Here is a 21,839-nt window from a genome sequence, read left to right as displayed (position 1 = left end):
GAATATCGCGTTTCATTATGCGGAACCGATCAGGATCAAATATTGCGTCAGGTCATTTTTAACCAGAATTCGCCAATATCATTAATCTTTGTGATGATTTCTGAGAGGAATAATGCTGTCATCACAGGGTCATTTGTCGCTATCATGATGAAAAACGCGGCATCTGGGCCGGATCGGCTTTCAATTCCGGCATTCAGCGTCTATCATGCGCGCTCGAAAAATTTCCATTGGCGTAACTGGTTTGAGCTTCATTTGATCAGCGGGCATCCCGCAAGCTCCGGCAGTCTTTTCCAGTTGCGGTTCTATCTGCATTAGCCCACGGGATAGAGTAATACGATAAATGACTGAGACATCCTCTCCGACTCCCCTTGTTGAACTGCATGCCCTGAGCAAAGCGTTCGATGGCAAAACCATCATTGCCGATCTGGATCTGACGATTAATCACGGCGAATTCCTCACCATTCTTGGCCCCTCCGGCTGTGGCAAAACCACGGTGCTGCGCCTGATCGCCGGTCTGGAAGACGCCGATCGGGGCCGCATCGCGCTCGACGGCCAGGACATCACCGCCATTCCGGCCGAACATCGCCACGTCAACACCGTGTTTCAGAGCTATGCCCTGTTTCCGCACATGTCGGTGTTCGACAACGTCGCCTTCGGCCTGCGCATGCAAAAGGTGCCGGCGGCCGAACTGACGCCGCGCGTCGAAGAGGCGCTGCGCATGGTGCAGCTGGATACGTTCGCCAAGCGGCGGCCGGGCCAGCTCTCCGGCGGCCAACAGCAGCGCGTGGCCATCGCCCGCGCGGTGGTCAACAAGCCGAAGGTACTGCTGCTGGACGAATCGCTGTCGGCGCTGGACTACAAGCTGCGCAAGCAGATGCAGAACGAGCTGAAGGCGCTGCAGCGCAAGCTGGGCATCACCTTCGTGTTCGTCACCCACGATCAGGAAGAAGCGCTGACCATGTCGGACCGCATCGTGGTGATGCGCGAAGGCCGCATCGAGCAGGACGGCACGCCGCGTGAGATCTACGAAGAGCCGAAGAATCTGTTCGTCGCCAGCTTCATCGGCGAGATTAACATCTTCGACGCGGTGGTTTTGGAGCGCCTCGATCCACAGCGGGTGCGCGCCAACGTCGAAGGCCGCGAGTGCGACATCTATGCCGATCTGCCGGTGGAGCCGGGCCAAAAGCTGAAGGTGCTGCTGCGCCCGGAAGATCTGCGGGTGGAAGAAGTGAACGACAGCGCGCAGCACGACGGGCTGATCGGTTACGTGCGTGAGCGCAACTACAAAGGCATGACGCTGGAGTCGGTGGTCGAGCTGGAGAACGGTAAAACGGTGATGGTCAGCGAGTTCTTCAACGAAGACGATCCGGACGTCGATCACTCGCTCAACCAGAAGATGGCGGTGACCTGGGTCGAAAGCTGGGAGGTGGTGCTGGCCGATGAAGAAATCGCGTAAAGTCTTCCAGAATGTGGTGATCGTCGGCGTCGTCGCCTGGCTGCTGTTGTTCGTGTTCATGCCGAACCTGATGATCATCGGCACCAGCTTCCTGACCCGCGACGACGCCAATCTGGTGCAGATGGTGTTCACGCTGGATAACTACCGGCGCTTGTTCGACCCGTTGTACGCCCAGGTGCTGCTGCACTCGCTGAACATGGCGCTGATCGCCACCCTGTGCTGCCTGGTGATCGGCTATCCGTTCGCCTTTATCCTGGCGCGCTTGCCGCAGAAGGTGCGGCCGCTGCTGCTGTTTCTGCTGATCGTGCCCTTCTGGACCAACTCGCTGATCCGCATCTACGGCCTGAAGCTGTTTCTCAGCACCCGCGGCTATCTCAACGACGCGCTGCTGTGGATCGGCGTCATCGACAAGCCGCTGCGCATCATGTACACCTCGGAAGCGGTGATCCTCGGCCTGGTGTATATTCTGCTGCCGTTTATGGTGATGCCGCTCTACTCCAGCATCGAAAAGCTCGATAAATCCTGCCTGGAGGCGGCGCGCGATCTCGGCGCCAGCAAGCTGCAGACCTTTATCCGCATCATCGTGCCGCTGACCATGCCGGGCATTATCGCCGGCTGCCTGCTGGTGGTGCTGCCGGCGATGGGGCTGTTCTTCGTCGCCGATCTGATGGGCGGCGCCAAGAATCTATTGATCGGCAACGTGATTAAAAGCCAGTTCCTCAATATCCGCGACTGGCCGTTCGGCGCGGCCACCAGCATCTGCCTGACGCTGGTGATGGGGCTGTTGCTGCTGGTCTATTACCGGGCCGCCCGCCTGCTGAACAAGAAGGAGGATCTGGCATGATCGGACGTCTGCTACGCGGCGGCTTTATGACGCTGGTATACGCCTATCTGTATATCCCGATCGTCATCCTGATCGTCAACTCCTTCAACGCTTCGCGCTTTGGCATCAACTGGCAAGGATTCACCACCAAGTGGTACGCCACGCTGCTGAATAACGACAGCCTGCTGCAGGCCGCGGGGCACTCGCTGACCATGGCGGTGCTCTCCGCTACCTTCGCCACCCTGATCGGCTCGCTGACCGCGGTGGCGCTGTACCGCTACCGCTTCCGCGGCAAGCCGTTCGTCGGCGGCATGCTGTTCGTGGTGATGATGTCGCCGGACATCGTAATGGCCATCTCGCTGCTGGTGCTGTTCATGCTGCTGGGCATTTCGCTCGGCTTCTGGTCGCTGCTGTTCTCGCACATCACCTTCTGCCTGCCGTTCGTGGTAGTGACCGTCTACGCGCGCCTGAAAGGCTTCGACGTGAAGATGCTGGAAGCCGCGCGCGATCTCGGCGCAAGCGAGTTCACCATCCTGCGCAAAATCATCCTGCCGCTGGCGATGCCGGCGGTGGCGGCCGGTTGGCTGCTGAGCTTTACCCTGTCGATGGACGACGTGGTCGTCTCCTCCTTTGTCACCGGGCCGAGCTACGAGATTTTGCCGCTGAAGATTTACTCGATGGTGAAAGTCGGCGTCTCGCCGGAGGTCAACGCGCTGGCCACCATTTTGCTGCTGCTGTCGCTGACGCTGGTGATCGCCAGCCAGTGGGTGATGCGCGATCGCTCGCCCAAGGCAGAATAATCCTTCCCGCCGGGCGCTGCCGCGCCCGGTTGTGATCCCCTTCACAACCGGCACCGGTTGTCACTCAGTGAGCATCGGTGCCTATTTCCGCCCCGCCGATTGCAGCGGCGAAAACTTCCCCCTATAACTGAATCCAGGCAAGGTGCCTTATTTTTCTCGCTTTCAGGGAGTTTATTCAGCAACGTCGTCATCCATTAAAATATAAAAAGGAACTGCCATGAAAGGTATTATCGATAATATCTTAAACAAGCTGCAGCTTTTCTCCAAAGCCATGATGGGGCCGATATTTTTCCTGCCGGTAATCGGTCTGATTCTGGCGCTCAGTTCTATTCTTACCAATGCCACATTAATCAATGAACATTCCGCCGTCTTCTCTATCGGTAAAATGATCGGCGATACCTTCTGGCCGTTATTCGGCAATCTCGGGCTGATTTTCTGTATCGGTATTACCTACGGCCTGGCCAAAGACAAGAAAAGCGAAGCGGCGCTGGTCGCGGTGATGTGCTTTATCATGTTCCTCGGCGCCAATTCGTCTTATCTGCAATTCAGCGGCCACGTCGCGGCCAAGATCAACGGTGAGTATTACGGCACCGGGCAAACGGAACTGCTGGGATTTACCGTGGTAGATATGGGCATTTTCCTCGGTCTTATCCTCGGCGTCACGATTGCCTGGGTGCATAACCGCCTGTGCAACGTCGAACTCAACGGCGTGTTCTCGGTCTACGGCGGCGCCAAGCTGGTGCTGATTGCCATGACGCCGATCATCATGCTGTACGCCGTCGCCTTCAGCTACCTGTGGCCGGCTATCTCACAGGGCCTGATCGCGCTTACCGGCTTTATGAAAAGCGCCGGCTCGCTCGGGGTATTCGTCTACGGCTTCTTCGAGAAATTTCTGATCCCCACCGGGCTGCACCACTTTATCTGGTCGCCGTTCCAGCTCACCAGTATCGGCGGTTCGATCGTACAAGACGGCCAGACCGTCTCCGGCTCGCAGGCGATTTTCCTGGCCTACATGCGCGACCCAAGCATCTCGCCGCTGATGAACGAGGCGCTGCGTTTCTCGCAGCAAGGGATGGTGACCATCTTCGGCCTGTCGGGCGCGGCATTGGCTTTCTATCACACCGCCAAACCGGAAAAGAAAATGCTGGCCAAGGCGATTCTGATCCCGGCCATCACCACGTCGATCCTGGTCGGCATCACCGAGCCGATAGAGTTCACCTTCCTGTTTATCTCTCCGCTGTTGTGGGTGATCCACGCCGTGTTGACCGCGCTCTCGCAGGTAGCCTGCAACCTGTTCCAAGTGCGCCCCTGGGGCGCCAGCGGGCTGGTCGAGTTCCTGGCCTACAACCTGCCGCTGCCGGTCTCCCTCACCCGCTGGCCGCTGTATGTGGTCATCGGGCTGGTGCAGTTTGCGGTGTATTACCTGGTGTTCAAAACGCTGGTGCTGAAGCTCAATCTGAAGACGCCGGGCCGTGAAGATGATCAGGACGTCAAACTCTATTCCAAACAGGATTACCGGAACCGCAAAAATACCCCGGACGAGCCAAGCGGCATCATTATTCGCGCGTTGGGTGGCAAGGAAAACATTATTTCCGTCGATAACTGCTTTACCCGGCTGCGGGTGGAATTAAAGGATATGGCGCGGGTGGATGAGGCCGCGTTGAAAAGCACCGGCGCCAAAGGCGTGGTGAAGAATCGCCGTGAAGTGCAGGTGATTTACGGCGTCACGGTCGGCAAGGTCAAAAATCAGGTAGAGAAATATTTAGCGGCACTCTAACGCTTTATTAATGGGAGATATCGAATGAAATTAACCGTTCTCGGCGGCGGCGGCGTGCGTTCCCCGTTCCTCGCCAAATCCATCGCCTATAACGCCCATCGCATCGGCATTACCGAAGTGGTGTTTATGGATACCGATGAACGCCATCTGGCGATCTACGGCGCCCTCGCGCAGGGCGTATTCCAGCGCATTCGCGGCGACATTGCTTTCAGCCTCAGCAGCGATCCGCGCCAGGCGCTGCAAGACGCCGATTACATCATCACCACCCTGCGCATCGGCGGCGAGGAAGGCCGCATCCATGACGAGCGCATCGCGCTCAATCACCAGTTACTCGGGCAAGAAACCACCGGCGCCGGCGGCTTCGCCATGGCGATGCGTTCAATTCCGGCGATCCTCGACTATTGCCGCCTGATCGAGCAGGTTTCCTCGCCGGACGCGGTCCTGTTCAACTTCACCAATCCTTCCGGCATGGTGACCGAGGCGATCATCAAATCCGGCTTCCAGCGCCGGGTCTACGGCATCTGCGACGCCCCCAGCGAGTTTATCCGCGAACTGGCCGAGCTGCTGGACTGCCGCGAAGACCAACTGAGCGTCGACTGCTTCGGCCTCAACCATCTTTCCTGGTTCCGCAATGCGCGCGTCAACGGCGAGCCGGTCACGGAACAGTTGCTGGCGGATCCGCGCCTGTATCGCGATACCTGCATGAAATACTTCTCGCCGGAGCTGGTGGCGCTGTCGGACAATTTGATGCTCAACGAGTATCTCTACTATTACTACTACCGTGAGCAGGCGATCGCCGCCATCGTCGCGGGCGGCGAGACCCGCGGCGAACAAATCGCGGCGATCAACCGCCAAATGCTGTCAGAGTTAGGCGAGCTGGACATCCCCCACCAGTTGGAACACGCCTTCTCTGTCTACTTCAGCCATTATCTGCAGCGCGAAAACTCCTACATGCAGCGCGAGTCCAACCAGGGCAAGGTGAAAAAACGTGAGATGCTGACGCTGCAACAGTTTATCGAGCAGCCGGACAGCGGCGGCTATGCCGGGGTGGCGATCGACATTCTGGAGGCGGTCAACAGCGGCCGGCAAAAACGCGTGGTGGTATCGATGCAAAACCGCGACTCGCTCGATTTTCTGCACCCGGAAGACGTGATCGAAATCAGCTGCGAATTGAGCAGCGCCGGCATTCAGCCGGTAAAAATGCGCGATATTCCCGACACCCAGAAAAACCTGATTTCGCAGGTGAAAGAGTACGAACGGCTGGCGGTGGCGGCGATCCTGACCGGCAACCGCCAACTGGCCATCAAGGCGCTGATGGTGCACCCGCTGGTCAACTCCTACTCGCTGGCGAAAACGCTGGTGGAGGAGTACCTGCTGGCCCACCGTCAGTATGCCAGGCACTGGCGCTAAACGGTGCGATGCGGCCGTCAGCGGCCGCGTCGTTCAAACCAGGCGGTGATCACATTCTCGAATCCCAACAGACAGTGGCCGAAAAATGGGTTGGGATAGTAGATATCGTGATCGTATTTTTGCCGATCCTCAAACAGAAAGGTCATATCGGCCTGCTGCGCCAGCGGGCTGTCGCCGTCACCGCAGAAGGCCGCCAGCAGAATGTGATTACGCTTCACCGCCTCGCTCCAGCTCAGCGCCGAGCCGCTGTTGCCCGACTTTGAAATCACGATCACCATGTCGAAGCGAAAGCGCGTCTCGCGGTCAAGAATGTCGAAATCCGGCCACAGCGACAGGTAACTGTCTACGCCCAGCGTCATAAACTTGTTGTACATATACTGCGCCACCAGCTGTGAAAAACCGCTGCCGTGGATCAGGATCTTGCCGCTGTCGAGCAGATCGAGAAACTGCGCCTGCTGGGCCGGCGGTGCCGCCGACGTAGGGCGTTCCACCTGGTAGGCCGGCGCCATCGTCAGGTTGAACTTGATGAAATAGACCAGTTCGAGATAGCCGCGAAAGCCCAGCTTTTTAGCCAGCCGCACCAGCGTCGAGGGGGAACTGTAGCAGCGTGCGGACACCGCGCGGATGCCGTCGTCGATGCAGGCGTCCGGGTTGTCGAGAATGCAGTGCAAAATCGTCAGATCCGTCTTGCTGAGCTCCGCCTGGCTGAAGACCTGTTTGAAATTCATCGCCGCCCTCGTTTATTCGCCAAAATTATTGTTTCGCACGCGCTTCACCGCCTGTCCAGCGCGAGACACACAAATTGTGATGCGCTTTAAGCCGCCGAACCCCTTGATTTGCCAACGGGATAACCGCCTTTACCCACCCCGCCCCGGCCCCTATAATGGCCCCTTTCTGGGGTATGGCGCGGCCGAAAACGGCAGCCCATACGGGTTCGGCTCACTACTGCTGAAGGATACGCTGCATGAAAAAGTGGTCACATCTGCTCGCAGCCGGGATGATGGCGCTGAGTTTCTGCTCTGCAAACGCCTCTGACGGCAAGACACTGTACTTCTATAACTGGACTGAATACGTCCCGCCGGGGCTGCTGGAGCAGTTCACCAAGGAAACCGGCATCAAGGTGATCTATTCCACCTATGAATCCAACGAAAGCATGTACGCCAAGCTGAAAACCTACAAAGACGGCGCGTACGATCTGGTGGTGCCTTCCACTTACTTCATCGCCAAGATGAGCAAAGAAGGCATGCTGCAAAAAATCGACAAGAGCAAGCTCAGCCACTTCAAGGATCTCGATCCCACCCTGCTGAACAAGCCGTTCGATCCCAACAACGACTATTCCATTCCTTACATCTGGGGCGCTACTGCCATCGGCGTTAACAGCGACGCGCAAGATCCCTCTACCGTTACCGCCTGGGCCGATCTGTGGCAACCGCAGTACAAGGGCCGCCTGCTGTTGACTGACGACGCACGCGAAGTGTTCCAAATGGCGCTGCTCAAGCTGGGCTATTCCGGTAACACCACCGATCCGAAGGAGATCGAAGCTGCCTACCACGAACTGCAAAAATTGATGCCAAACGTGCTGGCCTTCAACTCCGACAACCCGGGCAACCCGTTTATGGAAGGGGAAGTCAACGTCGGCATGGTGTGGAACGGTTCGGCCTTTGTGGCGCGCCAGGCCGGCACGCCGCTGGAGATCGTCTGGCCGAAGGAAGGCGGGATCTTCTGGATGGACAGCCTGGCCATTCCGGCCAACGCGCGCAACGTCGAAGGGGCGCTGAAGCTGATCGACTTCCTGCTGCGGCCGGAAATCGCGGTGCAGGTGGCGGAGACCATCGGTTACCCGACGCCGAACCTGGCGGCGAAGAAGCTGCTGTCGCCGGAGATCGCCAACGACCCGTCACTCTATCCGGATAAGGCGGTGATTGAGCACGGCGAGTGGCAAAACGACGTCGGCGACGCCAGCACGCTGTACGAAAGCTACTTCCAAAAGTTGAAAGCCGGGCGCTAATACGCCCCGCCATCCCATCAGGGCGCGCAGTGCGCCCTGATGCCTTTCTCAGGGCCTGTCGGCCCGCGCCACCTTGCCCACCAGAAACTTGTGCACAAAACGCGGCACCACTTCACTGGCCAGACCGTAGTGTTTCTCGTCAAACTGGCTTTCCACCTGACTCGGCTCCAGGTTCAGCTCCATCGCATAGGCGCCGCCCAGCCGCGCCTCATGCACGAACCCGGCCGCCGGATAGACGTGGCCGGAAGTGCCGATGGCGACGAAGAAATCGGCCTTGCTCAGCGCCTGGTAGATGTCGTCCATGCCCAGCGGCATCTCGCCGAACCACACCACGTGCGGCCGCAGCGGCGCCGGGAACTGGCAGCAATGGCAACGATCGTCGACGCTGAGATCGCCGGGCCATTCGAACACCTGCCCCGACTGGGTGCAGCGCACCTTCAGCAATTCGCCGTGCATATGCAACACCCGCTTGCTGCCGGCGCGCTCATGCAGGTTATCGATGTTTTGCGTGACCAGCAGGAAGTTGTCTCCCAGCCACTCTTCCAGATCCGCCAGCGCGCGGTGCGCGGCGTTCGGGACGATCTCCTCCGTCTGCAGCTGACGGCGGCGTTCGTTGTAAAACGCCTGCACCAGCGCCGGATCGCGCTGGAAACCTTCCGGCGTGGCGACGTCCTCCACCCGGTGCTCTTCCCACAGCCCATCCGCGGCGCGGAAGGTGCGAATGCCCGACTCGGCCGAAATGCCGGCCCCGGTCAACACCACCACAAACGGCTTTTTCAGCTCTGCCGCCGCCATGGTGTCACGGTGAAAAATACGTGAACGAAAGCGCTGATGCAGCACATGCTTACTCTTGCGAAACTGACACAGCCGATGGCGAGTGTGCATTAACTCTCTCCTTACTTTTCCCTGTTTACCCTTCTTACTGGACGTTGCGGCGTTGTTGGCTGCATATATTCACGCCTGGCCGCAACGCCCATTACGTTGGGCGAGCCAAATTGAGAAACGCTGCGCCGCGCACGCCGCCGGCGTCGCCATAGCGCGCTTTCTCGATGCGCGGTAGCCGGGCCACCCGCAGCAGGTGAGTCGGCAGCCGCTGCGGCAACGCCTGATAAATGGCGTCGAAGTTCGACAACCCGCCGCCGATCACCACCAAATGCGGATCCAGCACCGTCAGCAGGTTGCCCAGGCAGATCGCCAGCACGTCCATAAAGCGGTCGACGTGGGCCACCGCCTGCGGCTCACCCGCCTGATAATGCGCAATGATCTCGGTGGCAGGCAAGCGCCGGCCATAGAAATGGGCGTACATCCATTCGAAACCGCGGCCCGATATGTAATTTTCGATGCAACCCTGATGGCCGCACCCGCAGGCAACGCGAGGCACATCACGCCCCAGCACCTCGAGCGCGTCCACCGGCAGGCGCAAATGGCCGAATTCGCCGGCGATATAGTTGCGCCCAGGCACCGTCTTGCCGTCGACGATCAGGCCGCCGCCTACGCCGGTGCCGAGGATGATGCCCAGCACCGTCGGGTAGCGGCGGAACTCGTCGTCCCAGGCTTCCGACAGCGCAAAGCAGTTGGCGTCGTTATCGACCCGCACCTCGCGCCCGATCAGCGCCGCCAGATCGCGCGGCAGCGGACGCCCCATCGCCGCCGGCACGTTGGCGGTAAACAGCGTGCCGTCATCGTCGTTGGGCAGGCCCGGAATACCGATGCCGACGCTGCCGCGCCGGCCGCAAAACGCATCCGCCTCCAGGGTCAGATCGCACAGCGTGGCCAGCAGTTGCCGATAATCGTCGCGCGGCGTCGGCACCCGCTTTTGCCAAATGCGCCGCAGGTTGTCGTCGAACACCCCCAGCTCAATCTTGGTGCCGCCCATATCGAAACCGTAGTACATAACCCATCCCCAGGCTAAAAAAACGGGGCGGCATCGCTGCCTCCCCGTGGGTTTTATTGTCCGCTCAGCACCCGCGCCGGATCGATGCGGCTGGCGCGCCTCGCCGGATACCAACTGGCCAGCAGGCTCAGCACGATGGCGGTCGCCAGCACGATCAGCACATCCAGCCAGTGCAGCTCGGAAGGCAGGAAGTCGATGAAGTAGATATCGCCCGACAGGAAGGAATGGCCGACCAGTTTCTCGATGCCCCGGATGATGTTGGTCAGCTGCAGCGAGGCGATCACCCCGATCACCACGCCGCTCAGGCTGCCCAGCAGCCCGGCCAGCAGCCCGTACCAGATGAAGATGGCGCGGATAAAACCGTCTTTGGCGCCCAGGGTGCGCAGCACCGCGATATCGGCGCTTTTGTCTTTCACCGCCATCACCAGCGTGGAGACAATATTGAAGCAGGCTACGCCGATCACCAGCACCATCGCCAGGTACATGATGGCGCGGATCATCTGGATGTCGCGATACATATAGCCGTACTTGCCGATCCAGCTTTTGATGTAGATATAAGAATTGGTCACTTCGCCGGCGTCGCGCACCAATTTGTTGGCGGCGAACACGTCGTTCATCTTGAGCGCGATACCCGTGACGCTGTCACCCATGTCGAGATACTGCTGCGCATCGGCCAGCGGCACCAGCGCCAGGCTGTGATCGAGCTGGCCGCTGAGCTGCAAAATGCCGGTCACATGCAGGCGAATGCGCTTCGGCTGCAGCAGCTTCATTTCCGGGTCGCTGTTGGGGATCATCACCGTGACATAGGCGCCCTGCTTGACGCCCAGCGCGTCGGCCACGCCCTTGCCGAGGATCACCTGCTGCTCGCCGGGCTTGAAGTTGGCCCAGGCGTCGCCCTGCACATACTGCGGCAGCGCGCTCAGCCGGCTCTCCTGCTGCGGATCAACGCCTTTGACTTCCACCGCGCGCAGCTGCGCGCCGTTTTCCATCAGGCCGGTAAAGTTGATGTACGGTGCGGCGGCCACAATGCCCGGCACCTTTTCCACCCGTTGCAGAATCGACGGCCAGCCGCTGAACGGCTGATTGACCGGTTCGAGTTCGCCATGCGGCACCACCGCCAGAATGCGGTTCTTCAGCTCGCGCTCAAAGCCGTTCATCGCGCTCAGGCCGACGATCAGCACCGCCACCCCCAACGCAATGCCGATGGTGGAGATAACCGAGATCAGCGACACCATGCCGCCGCGTTTACGGCCGCGGCTGAAACGCAGGGCCGTCAGGAAGGACAGTGAGGCTCCCGCCATTACTCGGCCCCCATCAGGGTCAGCTGCGCCTGCAGGTGGCCGTCGGCCATTTCCAGCTGGCGGCTCAGACGCTTGGCCAGTTGCAGATCGTGCGTCACCACCAGGAACGCGGTGCCCTGACGCACATTCAGCTCGCCCAGCAGATCGAAGATGCTGTCCGCGGTGCGTTTATCCAGGTTACCGGTCGGTTCGTCCGCCAGCACCAGCGCCGGGTTGTTGACCAGCGCGCGGGCGATCGCTACGCGCTGACGCTCGCCGCCGGAAAGCTCGGACGGACGGTGTTTGCTGCGCTTTTCCAGCCCGACCGCCGCCAGCATCTCCCGCGCTTTCTCCTGCGCCTGCGCCGGTTTGGCGCCGCCGATCAGCAGCGGCATGGCGGCGTTTTCCAGCGCGGTGAAGTCCGGCAACAGGTGGTGGAACTGATAGATGAAGCCCAACTGGCGGTTGCGCAGCTCAGCCTTGGCCGCCGAAGACATGGCGTTCAGCGATTCGCCCTTGAAAATCACCTCGCCGGAGGTCGGTGAGTCCAACCCGCCCAGCAGGTGCAACAGGGTGCTCTTGCCGGAACCCGAGCTGCCGACGATCGCCATCATTTCGCCCTGCTGCATAGCAAAGCTGACGTTGCGCAGCACGTCGGTGTGCAGGTTGCCTTCCTGATAGGTCTTGCACAGGTTGTCACACTGCAACAAAAGATGGTTACTCATAACGTAAAGCCTCAGCGGGTTGTACGGCGGCAGCGCGCCATGAAGGATAAAGCGTGGACAATAGGGAAACCGCCATCGCCACCACGGCGATGATCGTCACCTGCAGCGGATCGACCGCCACCGGCAGCGAAGCGCCGTCGATCAAGGCGCCGAGGATCGGCATCAGGTTATTCAGGTTGGTGGCCAGCAGCACGCCGAGCAGCGTGCCGAGCAGCGAACCGATGATGCCGGCGCTGGCGCCCTGCACCATGAATACCGACATGATCTGGCGGCGGGTCAGCCCCTGGGTCTGCAGAATGGCAACCTCGCCCTGCTTCTCCATCACCAGCAGGCCGAGCGACGTAATGATGTTAAACGCCGCCACCGCCACGATAAGGCTGAGCAGCAGCCCCATCATGTTCTTCTCCATGCGCACCGCCTGGAACAGCTCGCCCTTGCGATCGCGCCAGTCTTTCCAGACGGTGCCCGCCGGCAGCGCCTGTTGGCTGAGGGTATCGACCGTCAGCGGCTGTTGCAGGAACAGGCGCCAGCCGGTGATGTTGCCGGCCGGGTAACGCATCAGGCGCGAGGCATCCTGTTGGTTGACCAACAGCTGATAGCCGTCCACCTCGCTATTGGCATGGAAGGTGCCGATGAGGGTGAACAGGCGCTGGCTGGGGATGCGGCCCATCGGTGTGAACTGGCTGGCGCTCGGCACCATCACGCGCAGCGAATCGCCGCGCTTGACGCCCAGTTGCCCCGCCAGCTGTTCGCCGATGATGATGTTGTATTGGCCCGGCTGCAGCTGTTGCTGCTTGACGTTGACCAGATAGGGGGTTAGCGGATCGGCCTCGTCGGGATTGACGCCAAGCATCACCCCAACCGCCACGCTGCGGGCGCTTTGCAGCACCACGTCACCGGTGGTCAGCGGCGCAACGCGCGTGACGCCCTGCAGCTTCTGCACCTCGGAGGCCGGCAGCTGCTGCGGGTTGACCGATCCCTGTGGACTGGTGACCAACGCCTGCGGCATCAGGCCGAGGATGTTGTTCTCCAGATCCTTTTCGAAACCGTTCATCACCGACAGCACGGTGACCAACGCCATCACCCCCAGCGTAATGCCGATGGTGGAAAGCCAGGAAACAAACCGCCCGAAGCGGTCTGAGGCTCGCCCGCGCATGTAGCGCAGGCCAATGAATAACGCGACAGGTTGATACATGAAATCCGTTTGATAGCCGTGGCTTAAGCAAAGTGATCATGGATAATAAAGGCTCTCCCTCGTTTAGGGAACACCCGACGGCCTTTTATTGCGTGGCGGCTAAGAGGGAGACGGCGGCAGCTTCGCGCGTTATTTATCCTCAGCCGCAAAAAACAGACGGCATTAACCGGTTAAATAACCGGCAGAAAATTGATGAGCAGCGCTTTTTGCTGTGTCAGTTTGCCGGCCGCTGGGCTACTATAAACAGCATAAAGGCGCTGGGTTATCCGTGCCGGGACGCCATCCAACACATTGATTAAAGATACCTGAATGAGCACTTCCGATAGCCGTAACCGTTCTTCATCCCCTCGTTATTCTCTGCCCGATCGCGCGGGCGATCTGCGCCAACTGGGGCAACTGACCGGCGCGGCCTGTGCCGTGGAATGCGCCGAGATCGTAGAACGCCACCCTGGCCCGGTGATGCTGATCGCGCCGGATATGCAAAACGCCCTGCGGCTGCGCGACGAGATCCAGCAGTTCACTGACCAGATGGTGACCACGCTGTCCGACTGGGAAACCCTGCCGTACGACAGCTTCTCGCCGCACCAGGAAATCATCTCAGATCGTTTGTCGAGCCTGTATCACCTACCGACTATGGCGCGCGGCGTGATCATTCTGCCGGTCAACACCCTGATGCAGCGCGTCTGCCCGCACGAATTCCTGCACGGCCACGCGCTGGTGATGAAGAAAGGCCAGCGCCTGTCGCGCGACAAGCTGCGCGCGCAGTTGGAACAGGCCGGCTACCGCAGCGTCGATCAGGTGATGGAGCACGGCGAATTCGCCACCCGCGGCGCGCTGCTCGATCTTTACCCGATGGGCAGCGATGAGCCTTACCGCATCGACTTTTTCGATGACGAAATCGACAGTCTGCGCATCTTCGACGTCGATACCCAGCGCACGCTGAGCGAAGTTGAGGCCATCAATCTGTTACCGGCCCACGAGTTCCCCACCGACAAGAACGCCATCGAGCTGTTCCGCAGCCAGTGGCGCGAGCAGTTTGAGGTGCGCCGCGACGCCGAGCATATCTATCAGCAGGTCAGCAAAAGCGCCTGGCCGGCCGGCATCGAATACTGGCAGCCGCTGTTCTTCAGCCAACCGCTGCCGTCGCTGTTCAGCTACCTGCCGGCCAACACGCTGATCGTCAACACCGGCGATCTGGAGGGCGCCGCCGAGCGCTTCTGGCAGGACGTCAACCAGCGTTACGAAAGCCGCCGCGTCGATCCGATGCGGCCGCTGTTGGCGCCGGATACGCTGTGGCTGCGCGTTGACGCGCTGTTCGGCGAGCTGAAGGCCTGGCCGCGCATCGCGCTGAAAACCGATGAGCTGCCGGCCAAGGCCGGCAATACCAATCTGGACTACCATGCCCTGCCCGATCTGGCGGTGCAGGCGCAGCATAAATCCCCGCTGGATAATCTGCGGCGCTTTATCGAAGGCTTCGACGGCAGCGTGATTTTCTCCGTCGAGAGCGAGGGGCGGCGTGAAACGCTGCAGGATCTGCTCGGCCGCATCAAGCTGGCGCCGGCGCTGATTCAGCGCCTCGATCAGGCGGAAACGGCGGGCCGTTACATGATGGTCGGCGCCGCCGAACACGGCTTCCTCGACGGCCTGCGCCAGCGGGCGCTGATCTGCGAAAGCGATCTGCTCGGCGAGCGCGTCAGCCGCCGCCGGCAGGATAACCGACGCACCATCAATACCGATACTCTGATCCGCAACCTGGCGGAGCTGCATCCCGGCCAGCCGGTGGTGCATCTGGAGCACGGCGTCGGCCGCTACGTCGGCCTGACCACGCTGGAGGCCGGCGGCATCAAGGCCGAGTACCTGATCCTCTCCTACGCCGGTGAGGACAAGCTGTACGTGCCGGTTTCTTCGCTGCATCTGATCAGCCGTTATGCCGGCGGCGCGGACGAAAACGCCCCGCTGCACAAACTGGGCGGCGACGCCTGGACGCGCGCGCGGCAGAAAGCGGCCGAGCGCGTGCGCGACGTGGCGGCGGAGCTGCTGGATATCTACGCCCAGCGTGCCGCCAAGGCCGGTTTCGCCTTCAAACACAACCGCGAACAGTACCAGCTGTTCTGCCAGAGCTTCCCGTTCGAAACCACGCCGGATCAGGAACAGGCGATCAATGCGGTGCTGAGCGATATGTGCCAACCGCTGGCGATGGACCGCCTGGTATGCGGCGACGTCGGCTTCGGCAAAACCGAAGTGGCGATGCGCGCCGCCTTCCTGGCGGTGGAAAACGGCAAGCAGGTGGCGGTGCTGGTGCCGACCACCCTGCTGGCGCAGCAGCACTTCGACAACTTCCGCGATCGCTTCGCCACCTGGCCGATCCGCATCGAGATGATGTCGCGCTTCCGCAGCGCCAAAGAGCAGCAGCAGGTGCTGGACGACGCGGCCGAAGGCAAGGTGGACATCATCATCGGCACCCACAAGCTGTTGCAGAGCGATCTGCGCTGGAAAGACCTGGGGCTGCTGATCGTCGATGAAGAGCACCGCTTTGGCGTGCGCCACAAGGAGCGCATCAAAGCGATGCGCGCCGACGTCGATATCCTGACGCTGACCGCCACACCGATCCCGCGTACGCTGAACATGGCGATGAGCGGCATGCGCGATCTGTCGATCATCGCCACCCCACCGGCGCGCCGGCTGGCGGTGAAGACCTTCGTGCGCGAATACGACAGCCTGGTGGTGCGCGAGGCGATCCTGCGCGAAGTGCTGCGCGGCGGCCAGGTTTACTACCTCTACAACGACGTGGAAAACATCGAGAAAGCGGCGCAGCGCCTGGCGGAACTGGTGCCGGAAGCGCGCATCGCCATCGGCCACGGCCAGATGCGCGAACGCGATCTGGAACGGGTGATGAACGATTTCCATCACCAGCGCTTCAACGTGCTGGTGTGCACTACCATCATCGAAACCGGCATCGATATCCCCAGCGCCAACACCATCATCATTGAGCGCGCCGATCGCTTCGGCCTGGCGCAGCTGCACCAGCTGCGCGGCCGCGTCGGGCGTTCGCACCATCAGGCTTACGCCTATCTGTTGACGCCAAACCCGAAAGCCATGGGCACCGACGCCCATAAACGGCTCGAAGCCATCGCGTCGCTGGAAGATCTCGGCGCCGGTTTCGCCCTGGCGACCCACGATCTGGAGATCCGCGGCGCCGGTGAGCTGCTGGGCGAAGACCAGAGCGGCCAGATGACCACCGTCGGTTTCTCGCTCTACATGGAGCTGCTGGAAAGCGCCGTCGACGCGTTGAAAAACGGCCGCGAACCGTCACTGGAAGATCTCACCAGCAGCCAGACCGAAGTGGAGCTGCGCATGCCGGCGCTGTTGCCGGAAGACTTCATTCCCGACGTCAATACCCGCCTGTCACTGTATAAGCGCATCGCCAGCGCGAAGAACGACGGCGAGCTGGATGAGCTGAAGGTCGAGCTGATCGACCGCTTCGGCCAGCTGCCGGATGCGGCGCGCAACCTGTTGCAGTGCGCGGCGCTGCGCCTGCATGCGCAGAAGCTGGGGATCAAACGCATCGAGAGCAACGAGCGCGGCGGCTTTATCGAGTTCGGCGACAACAACCGCGTCGACCCGGGTTATCTGATCGGCCTGTTGCAGGGCAATCCGCAGGTTTACCGCCTGGACGGCCCGAGCAAGCTGAAGTTCACGCTCGATCTGGCCGATCGCCAGAAACGCCTGACGTTCACCGAAGAGCTGCTGGACGCCTTCCGCGAACACACGCTGGCGGCCTAAGGCAACGCCCCCGTCGCTCCGACGGGGGCGGCTTATCCGCGCGGAAAACCGGCGCCCAGCGGCGCCAGCTGCATCACGCGGCTGGTCACCACCCGGTTTTTGCCGCTACGCTTCGCCTCGTACAACGCTTCGTCGGTCATGGCGATCGCCTTGTCCAACGTCATGCCGGGCAGATACAGCGACACGCCGATGGACATCGTGATGTGCGCTTCGTCGTGTGCATTCAGCAAGAACGTCGAGCTTTCCACCGCGCTGCGAATGCGCTCCGCCACCCCGCCGATGACCTGCGGATCGTAGCTGGCGGTGATCACCATAAACTCCTCGCCACCGTAGCGCCCGACGAAGTCCTCGTTACGCACGCTGTTTTGCAGCAGCCGGCCGACGCTGGCCAGCAGCACGTCACCGGCCGGATGACCGTAGGTATCGTTGATGCTTTTAAAGTTATCCAAATCGAGGATCATCAACCCGCACGGGCGGCGCTCGGCACGCTGCAGCATCAGCTGATAATCGACGCTGGCGCGGTTGTTGATGTGGGTCACACTGTCGGTCGTGGCACGCGCACGCATCGCGAAATAGGCGTAGATGTGGCGCTCTTTGAAATTCAGCGCATGATAGCAAATCGCCAGACAGAGCGCGGAAACCGCCTGGTACAGCAACACATCCGGCCACAGCCCGCTCATGTCCACCAGCAGCCACACCACCGCGATGCGATACAGCGCGATAATGCCGATCGTCAGGTAAAACGTCCGGTGGGATTTTTTCAGCCACACCTGCGACAGCAGCAGCGGCGCGATGATCGAGGCGATGAACAGGTTATCGACGGTGAAACCGCCGGTCAGCGCCATGGCGAACAGAAAACTCACCAGTCCGCTGACGCCGCCGCCGAAGAACGTCACCAGTATCATCGGGATCATCGCAAAGCTGTAATGTACCTTATCGGTCAACACCAGCCGATCCTGACTCAAATACAGCACCGCCACCCCGGCCAGCAGGCCGAACACGACGCGCTTCCACAGTGCGGAACGGTAGGAAAACGGGGCATTCTTGCTGAGAACGAAATAGCTTACCGACAGCGTGGCATAGGTGATGCAAGCGTCGCTGTAAAGGGTGGAAATGGACGCAATGTAAGTCATAAATAGTCAGCGCGCTCCTCGGGATCGCCAGGGGTAATGTAAAGACGTTGAATAACGCATCCCTGTCGTCTCCGCTTCGGCGGCGGCCATTTTACACAGTCTATTAATAGAGTAGCAGTTCTATCTTATCGCCAAGCCGTCTATCTCACGATGCTCGCTTCAGGCTACTCTGTCCTTTGTATATCGGGGGAGAAACGCATGAATATCGACGATGAACTGCAGGCGCTCAGCGAACAGGAAGCGACGCTGGCCTTTACCCATTTTGACGCCACCACCGCCTGGGAGCTGGGCGCGGCGCTGAAAACCGCCGCCGAGCGACGCGGCCTGAGCATCGCCATCGAAATCCAACTGGCCGGGCAGACGCTGTTTTATTACGCCATGCCGGGCGCCACGCCGGACATCGCCGACTGGGTGCGGCGCAAGCGCAATCTGGTGAACCATTTTCACAAAAGTTCTTACGCCATCGGCCTGCGTCTGCAGCAGCGGCAAACGTCGCTAGAGGAGCGTTACGGGCTGAGCGTGCGCGACTATTCGGTGCACGGCGGCGCCTTCCCGCTCACCCTGACCGGCCTCGGCTGCGTCGGCAGCATCAGCATTTCCGGCGCGCCGCAGAAGGAAGATCACCAGCTGTTGGTAAGCACTTTAGCCCACTTTCTCGGCTTATCCCTACCCGCTCTGCACTAACCGCCAAAACCTTGATTATTCCTTTCTTTTTCAGCCGCAGAATCTGCGGCTTACTTACCTCTTAACGGCATTTAGCGCCGGATAAAACGACGACTCTCTGATTTCCTGTGCCAAATTGACGCAGGTCTGGTAATCCGCTGAACAAAAGGCGTATGGTATCTGTCACGTGACAAGACGGACCTCATCGGGCCCGCCATTCCTTTCACTTTTGAAGATTTGGTACGCACCGTAGATGAAAACGCATGAAATAAACAAAATTCGCCCCTTCAGCGCGCTGATAGATGCCTGCTGGCGGGAACCTTATAGCCTGGCGCGGTTGCTGAAAGACGCCATCGCCGGGGTGACGGTCGGTATTATCGCCATTCCGCTGGCGATGGCGCTGGCGATCGCCAGCGGCGTGCCGCCGCAGTACGGCCTGTATACCGCCGCCATCGCCGGCATCGTCATCGCCGTCAGCGGCGGTTCGCGCTACAGCGTCTCCGGCCCCACCGCCGCCTTCGTGGTGATCCTCTATCCGGTCTCGCAGCAGTTTGGCCTGGCCGGCTTGCTGGTCGCCACGCTGATCTCCGGGGTATTTCTGCTGCTGATGGGGCTGGCGCGCTTTGGCCGGCTGATCGAATACATTCCGCTGCCGGTGACGCTGGGCTTTACCTCCGGCATTGCCATCACCATCGCCACCATGCAGATCAAGGACTTTTTCGGCCTGCAGCTGGCGCACACGCCGGAAAATTACGTTGGCAAGCTGTACGCCCTGCTGCAGGCGCTGCCAACGCTGGATCTCGGCGATACCCTGATCGGCGCCGTGACGCTGCTGATCCTGATCTTCTGGCCCAAGCTCGGCCTGCGGGTGCCCGGCCACCTGCCGGCGCTGCTGGCGGGCACCGCGCTGATGGGGCTGCTGACGCTGTTTGACCACCCGGTGGCGACCATCGGTTCCCGCTTCAGCTACCTGCTGGCCGATGGCAGCAGCGGCCAGGGCATTCCGCCGATCCTGCCGCAGCTGCTGCTGCCCTGGGATCTGCCGGGCGGCGGCGGGCAGCCGTTCACCCTGAGCTGGCAAACCGTTTCCGCCCTGTTGCCGGCGGCATTTTCGATGGCAATGCTCGGCGCGATCGAGTCGCTGCTGTGCGCAGTGGTGCTCGACGGCATGACCGGTAAGAAACATAACTCGAACAGCGAATTGATCGGCCAAGGCGCGGGCAACATCATCGCGCCGTTCTTCGGCGGCATCACCGCGACCGCCGCAATTGCCCGTTCAGCGGCCAACGTGCGCGCCGGTGCCACCTCACCGGTATCCGCCATCATCCACGCGCTGCTGGTGCTGTTGGCGCTGCTGGTGCTGGCGCCGTGGCTCTCTTATCTGCCGCTGGCGGCGATGGCGGCGCTGCTGTTGATGGTCGCCTGGAACATGAGTGAGGCCCACAAGGTGGTTTACCTGCTGCGCCGGGCGCCGAAGGACGACATTCTGGTACTGCTGCTGTGCATGTCGCTGACGGTGCTGTTCGACATGGTGATCGCCATTACCGTGGGCATCGTGTTGGCGTCGCTGCTGTTTATGCGCCGCATCGCCCGCATGACGCGGCTAAGCGAACTGAGCGCCGATGACGGCCGCCTGGTGCTGCGAGTGAATGGCCCGCTGTTCTTCGCCGCCGCCGAGCGCATCTTTACCGAACTGCTGACGCGCAGCGAAAGTTATCGCACGATCGTGCTGCAATGGGATGCGGTGCCGGTACTCGACGCCGGCGGTCTGAGCGCCCTGCGACGCTTTATCGACGTGTTGCCGGCGGACAAGAAACTGGTGATCACCGACGTGCCGTTCCAGCCGCTGAAAACCCTGGCGCGTGCGCGGGTGCAGCCGATCGAGGGCCGCTTGCAGTTCTATCCGACCCTGCCGGAAGCGCTGGCGGCCACCGGCGCCTAAACGTAAAAAAGCCCGACGAGTCGGGCTTTTTTTATGGCGACGAGCGCTTAGTTGCTGGTATCCAGCTCCGGGAAGCTCTTCACCAGGTCGTCGATGGCTTTCATCTGCGCCAGGAACGGCTCCAGCTTGTCCAACGGCAGCGCGGAAGGACCGTCGCACTTGGCGTTTTTCGGATCCGGGTGCGCTTCGAGGAACAGGCCGGCCAGGCCAACTGCCATACCGGCGCGCGCCAACTCGGCCACCTGAGCGCGGCGGCCGCCGGACGCGGCGCCGAACGGGTCGCGAGTCTGCAGCGCGTGAGTCACGTCGAAGATCACCGGATGGCCGCCGGTCACGTTCTTCATCACGTTGATGCCCAGCATGTCGACCACCAGGTTGTCATAGCCAAAGTTGCTGCCGCGATCGCACAGGATCACCTGGTCGTTGCCGCCTTCTTTGAACTTGTCGACGATGTTGCCCATCTGCCCCGGGCTGACGAACTGCGGTTTCTTGACGTTGATTACCGCGCCGGTTTTCGCCATCGCTTCCACCAGATCGGTCTGACGCGCCAGGAAGGCCGGCAGTTGGATCACGTCAACCACTTCGGAAACCGGCTGCGCCTGCGCCACTTCATGCACGTCGGTGATGATTTTCACGCCGAAGGTTTTCTTCAGCTCTTCGAAGATCTTCATCCCTTCTTCCAGGCCCGGACCGCGGTACGAGTGGATGGAAGAACGGTTGGCTTTGTCGAAAGAGGCTTTAAATACGTAAGGAATGCCCAGTTTTTGCGTCACGGTGACGTAGTGCTCGCAGATGCTCATCGCCAGATCGCGCGATTCCAGCACGTTCATACCGCCAAACAGCACAAACGGCAGGTCGTTTGCTACGTCGATATCGCCAATGCTAACCACTTTCTGTTTCATGCTTTCGCCTTTGTTAAGGTTGTAACCGTCCCCTTGCAAACTGCACGG

General features: G+C 60.7%; 19 protein-coding genes. 11 read left to right on the top strand and 8 right to left on the bottom strand.

The window, feature by feature from the left end:
* The first annotated feature begins 42 nt into the window (after window positions 1-42).
* The 6 genes from ACSJLU_RS10025 (at window position 43) to ACSJLU_RS10000 (ending at window position 6,266) form a co-directional block, all read left to right on the top strand.
* Complete coding sequence (locus tag ACSJLU_RS10025; RefSeq protein WP_141997848.1) at window positions 43-315, top strand: hypothetical protein; 273 nt, start codon at window positions 43-45, stop codon at window positions 313-315.
* A gap of 25 nt (window positions 316-340) precedes the next feature.
* Window positions 341-1,456, top strand: a complete 1,116-nt coding sequence (potA, locus tag ACSJLU_RS10020; RefSeq protein ID WP_025302511.1) for a spermidine/putrescine ABC transporter ATP-binding protein PotA — start codon at window positions 341-343, stop codon at window positions 1,454-1,456.
* Window positions 1,440-2,300: a spermidine/putrescine ABC transporter permease PotB gene (potB, locus tag ACSJLU_RS10015; RefSeq protein WP_025302510.1), complete on the top strand. Its 861-nt coding sequence runs from the start codon at window positions 1,440-1,442 to the stop codon at window positions 2,298-2,300. The genes potA and potB overlap by 17 nt, the downstream gene beginning before the upstream one ends.
* Window positions 2,297-3,079 (top strand): spermidine/putrescine ABC transporter permease PotC, encoded by a 783-nt coding sequence (gene potC, locus ACSJLU_RS10010; protein WP_025302509.1) that lies wholly within the window; start codon window positions 2,297-2,299, stop codon window positions 3,077-3,079. The genes potB and potC overlap by 4 nt, the downstream gene beginning before the upstream one ends.
* Window positions 3,080-3,296: 217 nt before the next feature.
* Window positions 3,297-4,856, top strand: a complete 1,560-nt coding sequence (locus ACSJLU_RS10005) for a PTS transporter subunit EIIC (protein WP_025302508.1) — start codon at window positions 3,297-3,299, stop codon at window positions 4,854-4,856.
* A gap of 24 nt (window positions 4,857-4,880) precedes the next feature.
* Window positions 4,881-6,266, top strand: a complete 1,386-nt coding sequence (locus tag ACSJLU_RS10000; RefSeq protein WP_049204190.1) for a family 4 glycosyl hydrolase — start codon at window positions 4,881-4,883, stop codon at window positions 6,264-6,266.
* Window positions 6,267-6,283: 17 nt separating this feature from the next.
* Here ACSJLU_RS10000 and ACSJLU_RS09995 read toward each other — a convergent pair whose 3' ends face one another.
* Entirely contained in the window at window positions 6,284-6,994 is a 711-nt protein-coding gene (locus ACSJLU_RS09995) for a MurR/RpiR family transcriptional regulator (protein WP_025302506.1), read from the bottom strand.
* A 236-nt stretch (window positions 6,995-7,230) separates the two neighbouring features.
* On the opposite strand from ACSJLU_RS09995, the gene potD reads away from it, so the two are divergent.
* A complete protein-coding gene (potD, locus tag ACSJLU_RS09990; RefSeq protein WP_025302505.1) occupies window positions 7,231-8,274 on the top strand; it encodes a spermidine/putrescine ABC transporter substrate-binding protein PotD in 1,044 nt (347 codons plus the stop codon).
* 48 nt (window positions 8,275-8,322) lie between these two features.
* On the opposite strand, the gene cobB is transcribed toward potD, so the two are convergent.
* The 5 genes from cobB to lolC form a co-directional block, all read right to left on the bottom strand.
* Complete coding sequence (cobB, locus tag ACSJLU_RS09985) at window positions 8,323-9,159, bottom strand: Sir2 family NAD+-dependent deacetylase (protein WP_016928086.1); 837 nt, start codon at window positions 9,157-9,159, stop codon at window positions 8,323-8,325.
* A 91-nt stretch (window positions 9,160-9,250) separates the two neighbouring features.
* Window positions 9,251-10,168, bottom strand: coding sequence for an N-acetylglucosamine kinase (gene nagK / locus ACSJLU_RS09980; protein ID WP_148123347.1), 918 nt, complete (start codon window positions 10,166-10,168; stop codon window positions 9,251-9,253).
* A 53-nt stretch (window positions 10,169-10,221) separates the two neighbouring features.
* On the bottom strand, window positions 10,222-11,469 hold the full coding sequence (gene lolE / locus ACSJLU_RS09975; protein ID WP_025302503.1) for a lipoprotein-releasing ABC transporter permease subunit LolE: 1,248 nt from the start codon (window positions 11,467-11,469) through the stop codon (window positions 10,222-10,224).
* Window positions 11,469-12,173, bottom strand: a complete 705-nt coding sequence (gene lolD, locus ACSJLU_RS09970; RefSeq protein ID WP_004941120.1) for a lipoprotein-releasing ABC transporter ATP-binding protein LolD — start codon at window positions 12,171-12,173, stop codon at window positions 11,469-11,471. The genes lolE and lolD overlap by 1 nt, the downstream gene beginning before the upstream one ends.
* Window positions 12,166-13,368 (bottom strand): lipoprotein-releasing ABC transporter permease subunit LolC, encoded by a 1,203-nt coding sequence (gene lolC / locus ACSJLU_RS09965; protein WP_004941116.1) that lies wholly within the window; start codon window positions 13,366-13,368, stop codon window positions 12,166-12,168. Before lolC ends, lolD begins: the two co-directional genes overlap by 8 nt.
* Window positions 13,369-13,406: 38 nt before the next feature.
* On the opposite strand from lolC, the gene ACSJLU_RS09960 reads away from it, so the two are divergent.
* Both ACSJLU_RS09960 and mfd read left to right on the top strand, forming a co-directional pair.
* A complete protein-coding gene (locus ACSJLU_RS09960; RefSeq protein WP_016928090.1) occupies window positions 13,407-13,667 on the top strand; it encodes a hypothetical protein in 261 nt (86 codons plus the stop codon).
* Window positions 13,668-13,677: 10 nt separating this feature from the next.
* Window positions 13,678-17,151, top strand: coding sequence for a transcription-repair coupling factor (mfd, locus tag ACSJLU_RS09955; RefSeq protein ID WP_197834667.1), 3,474 nt, complete (start codon window positions 13,678-13,680; stop codon window positions 17,149-17,151).
* A 32-nt stretch (window positions 17,152-17,183) separates the two neighbouring features.
* On the opposite strand, the gene ACSJLU_RS09950 is transcribed toward mfd, so the two are convergent.
* The gene (locus tag ACSJLU_RS09950; protein ID WP_043141520.1) at window positions 17,184-18,284 is read right to left on the bottom strand and encodes a GGDEF domain-containing protein; all 1,101 of its coding nucleotides are present in this window, start codon (window positions 18,282-18,284) and stop codon (window positions 17,184-17,186) included.
* Window positions 18,285-18,482: 198 nt separating this feature from the next.
* On the opposite strand from ACSJLU_RS09950, the gene ACSJLU_RS09945 reads away from it, so the two are divergent.
* Both ACSJLU_RS09945 and dauA read left to right on the top strand, forming a co-directional pair.
* Window positions 18,483-18,968 carry a heme-degrading domain-containing protein gene (locus ACSJLU_RS09945; protein WP_025302499.1) on the top strand — a complete coding sequence of 162 codons (486 nt, stop codon included), beginning with the start codon at window positions 18,483-18,485 and terminating at the stop codon, window positions 18,966-18,968.
* Between the two features lie 232 nt (window positions 18,969-19,200).
* Window positions 19,201-20,889, top strand: coding sequence for a C4-dicarboxylic acid transporter DauA (gene dauA, locus ACSJLU_RS09940; RefSeq protein ID WP_043141525.1), 1,689 nt, complete (start codon window positions 19,201-19,203; stop codon window positions 20,887-20,889).
* Window positions 20,890-20,936: 47 nt separating this feature from the next.
* Here the strand turns inward: dauA and kdsA are convergent, their stop codons facing one another.
* Entirely contained in the window at window positions 20,937-21,791 is an 855-nt protein-coding gene (gene kdsA / locus ACSJLU_RS09935) for a 3-deoxy-8-phosphooctulonate synthase (protein ID WP_141997833.1), read from the bottom strand.
* Between the last annotated feature and the right edge of the window lie 48 nt (window positions 21,792-21,839).

The organism is Serratia bockelmannii (assembly GCF_051803255.1).
Taxonomy (GTDB): Bacteria; Pseudomonadota; Gammaproteobacteria; order Enterobacterales; family Enterobacteriaceae; genus Serratia; species Serratia bockelmannii.
This window is presented reverse-complemented; position numbering and strand designations above follow the sequence as displayed.

What these genes read in the sequence shown, in the direction of transcription:
- lolD (WP_004941120.1), bottom strand. Translation starts at nt 12,173, where the DNA reads ATGAGTAACCATCTTTTGTTGCAGTGTGACAACCTGTGCAAGACCTAT.
- mfd (WP_197834667.1), top strand. Translation starts at nt 13,678, where the DNA reads ATGAGCACTTCCGATAGCCGTAACCGTTCTTCATCCCCTCGTTATTCT.
- ACSJLU_RS09960 (WP_016928090.1), top strand. Translation starts at nt 13,407, where the DNA reads ATGGATAATAAAGGCTCTCCCTCGTTTAGGGAACACCCGACGGCCTTT.
- ACSJLU_RS09995 (WP_025302506.1), bottom strand. Translation starts at nt 6,994, where the DNA reads ATGAATTTCAAACAGGTCTTCAGCCAGGCGGAGCTCAGCAAGACGGAT.
- lolE (WP_025302503.1), bottom strand. Translation starts at nt 11,469, where the DNA reads ATGGCGGGAGCCTCACTGTCCTTCCTGACGGCCCTGCGTTTCAGCCGC.
- dauA (WP_043141525.1), top strand. Translation starts at nt 19,201, where the DNA reads ATGAAAACGCATGAAATAAACAAAATTCGCCCCTTCAGCGCGCTGATA.
- ACSJLU_RS10000 (WP_049204190.1), top strand. Translation starts at nt 4,881, where the DNA reads ATGAAATTAACCGTTCTCGGCGGCGGCGGCGTGCGTTCCCCGTTCCTC.
- ACSJLU_RS09945 (WP_025302499.1), top strand. Translation starts at nt 18,483, where the DNA reads ATGAATATCGACGATGAACTGCAGGCGCTCAGCGAACAGGAAGCGACG.
- potA (WP_025302511.1), top strand. Translation starts at nt 341, where the DNA reads ATGACTGAGACATCCTCTCCGACTCCCCTTGTTGAACTGCATGCCCTG.
- kdsA (WP_141997833.1), bottom strand. Translation starts at nt 21,791, where the DNA reads ATGAAACAGAAAGTGGTTAGCATTGGCGATATCGACGTAGCAAACGAC.
- potC (WP_025302509.1), top strand. Translation starts at nt 2,297, where the DNA reads ATGATCGGACGTCTGCTACGCGGCGGCTTTATGACGCTGGTATACGCC.
- lolC (WP_004941116.1), bottom strand. Translation starts at nt 13,368, where the DNA reads ATGTATCAACCTGTCGCGTTATTCATTGGCCTGCGCTACATGCGCGGG.
- ACSJLU_RS10005 (WP_025302508.1), top strand. Translation starts at nt 3,297, where the DNA reads ATGAAAGGTATTATCGATAATATCTTAAACAAGCTGCAGCTTTTCTCC.
- cobB (WP_016928086.1), bottom strand. Translation starts at nt 9,159, where the DNA reads ATGCACACTCGCCATCGGCTGTGTCAGTTTCGCAAGAGTAAGCATGTG.
- ACSJLU_RS09950 (WP_043141520.1), bottom strand. Translation starts at nt 18,284, where the DNA reads ATGACTTACATTGCGTCCATTTCCACCCTTTACAGCGACGCTTGCATC.
- potB (WP_025302510.1), top strand. Translation starts at nt 1,440, where the DNA reads ATGAAGAAATCGCGTAAAGTCTTCCAGAATGTGGTGATCGTCGGCGTC.
- potD (WP_025302505.1), top strand. Translation starts at nt 7,231, where the DNA reads ATGAAAAAGTGGTCACATCTGCTCGCAGCCGGGATGATGGCGCTGAGT.
- nagK (WP_148123347.1), bottom strand. Translation starts at nt 10,168, where the DNA reads ATGTACTACGGTTTCGATATGGGCGGCACCAAGATTGAGCTGGGGGTG.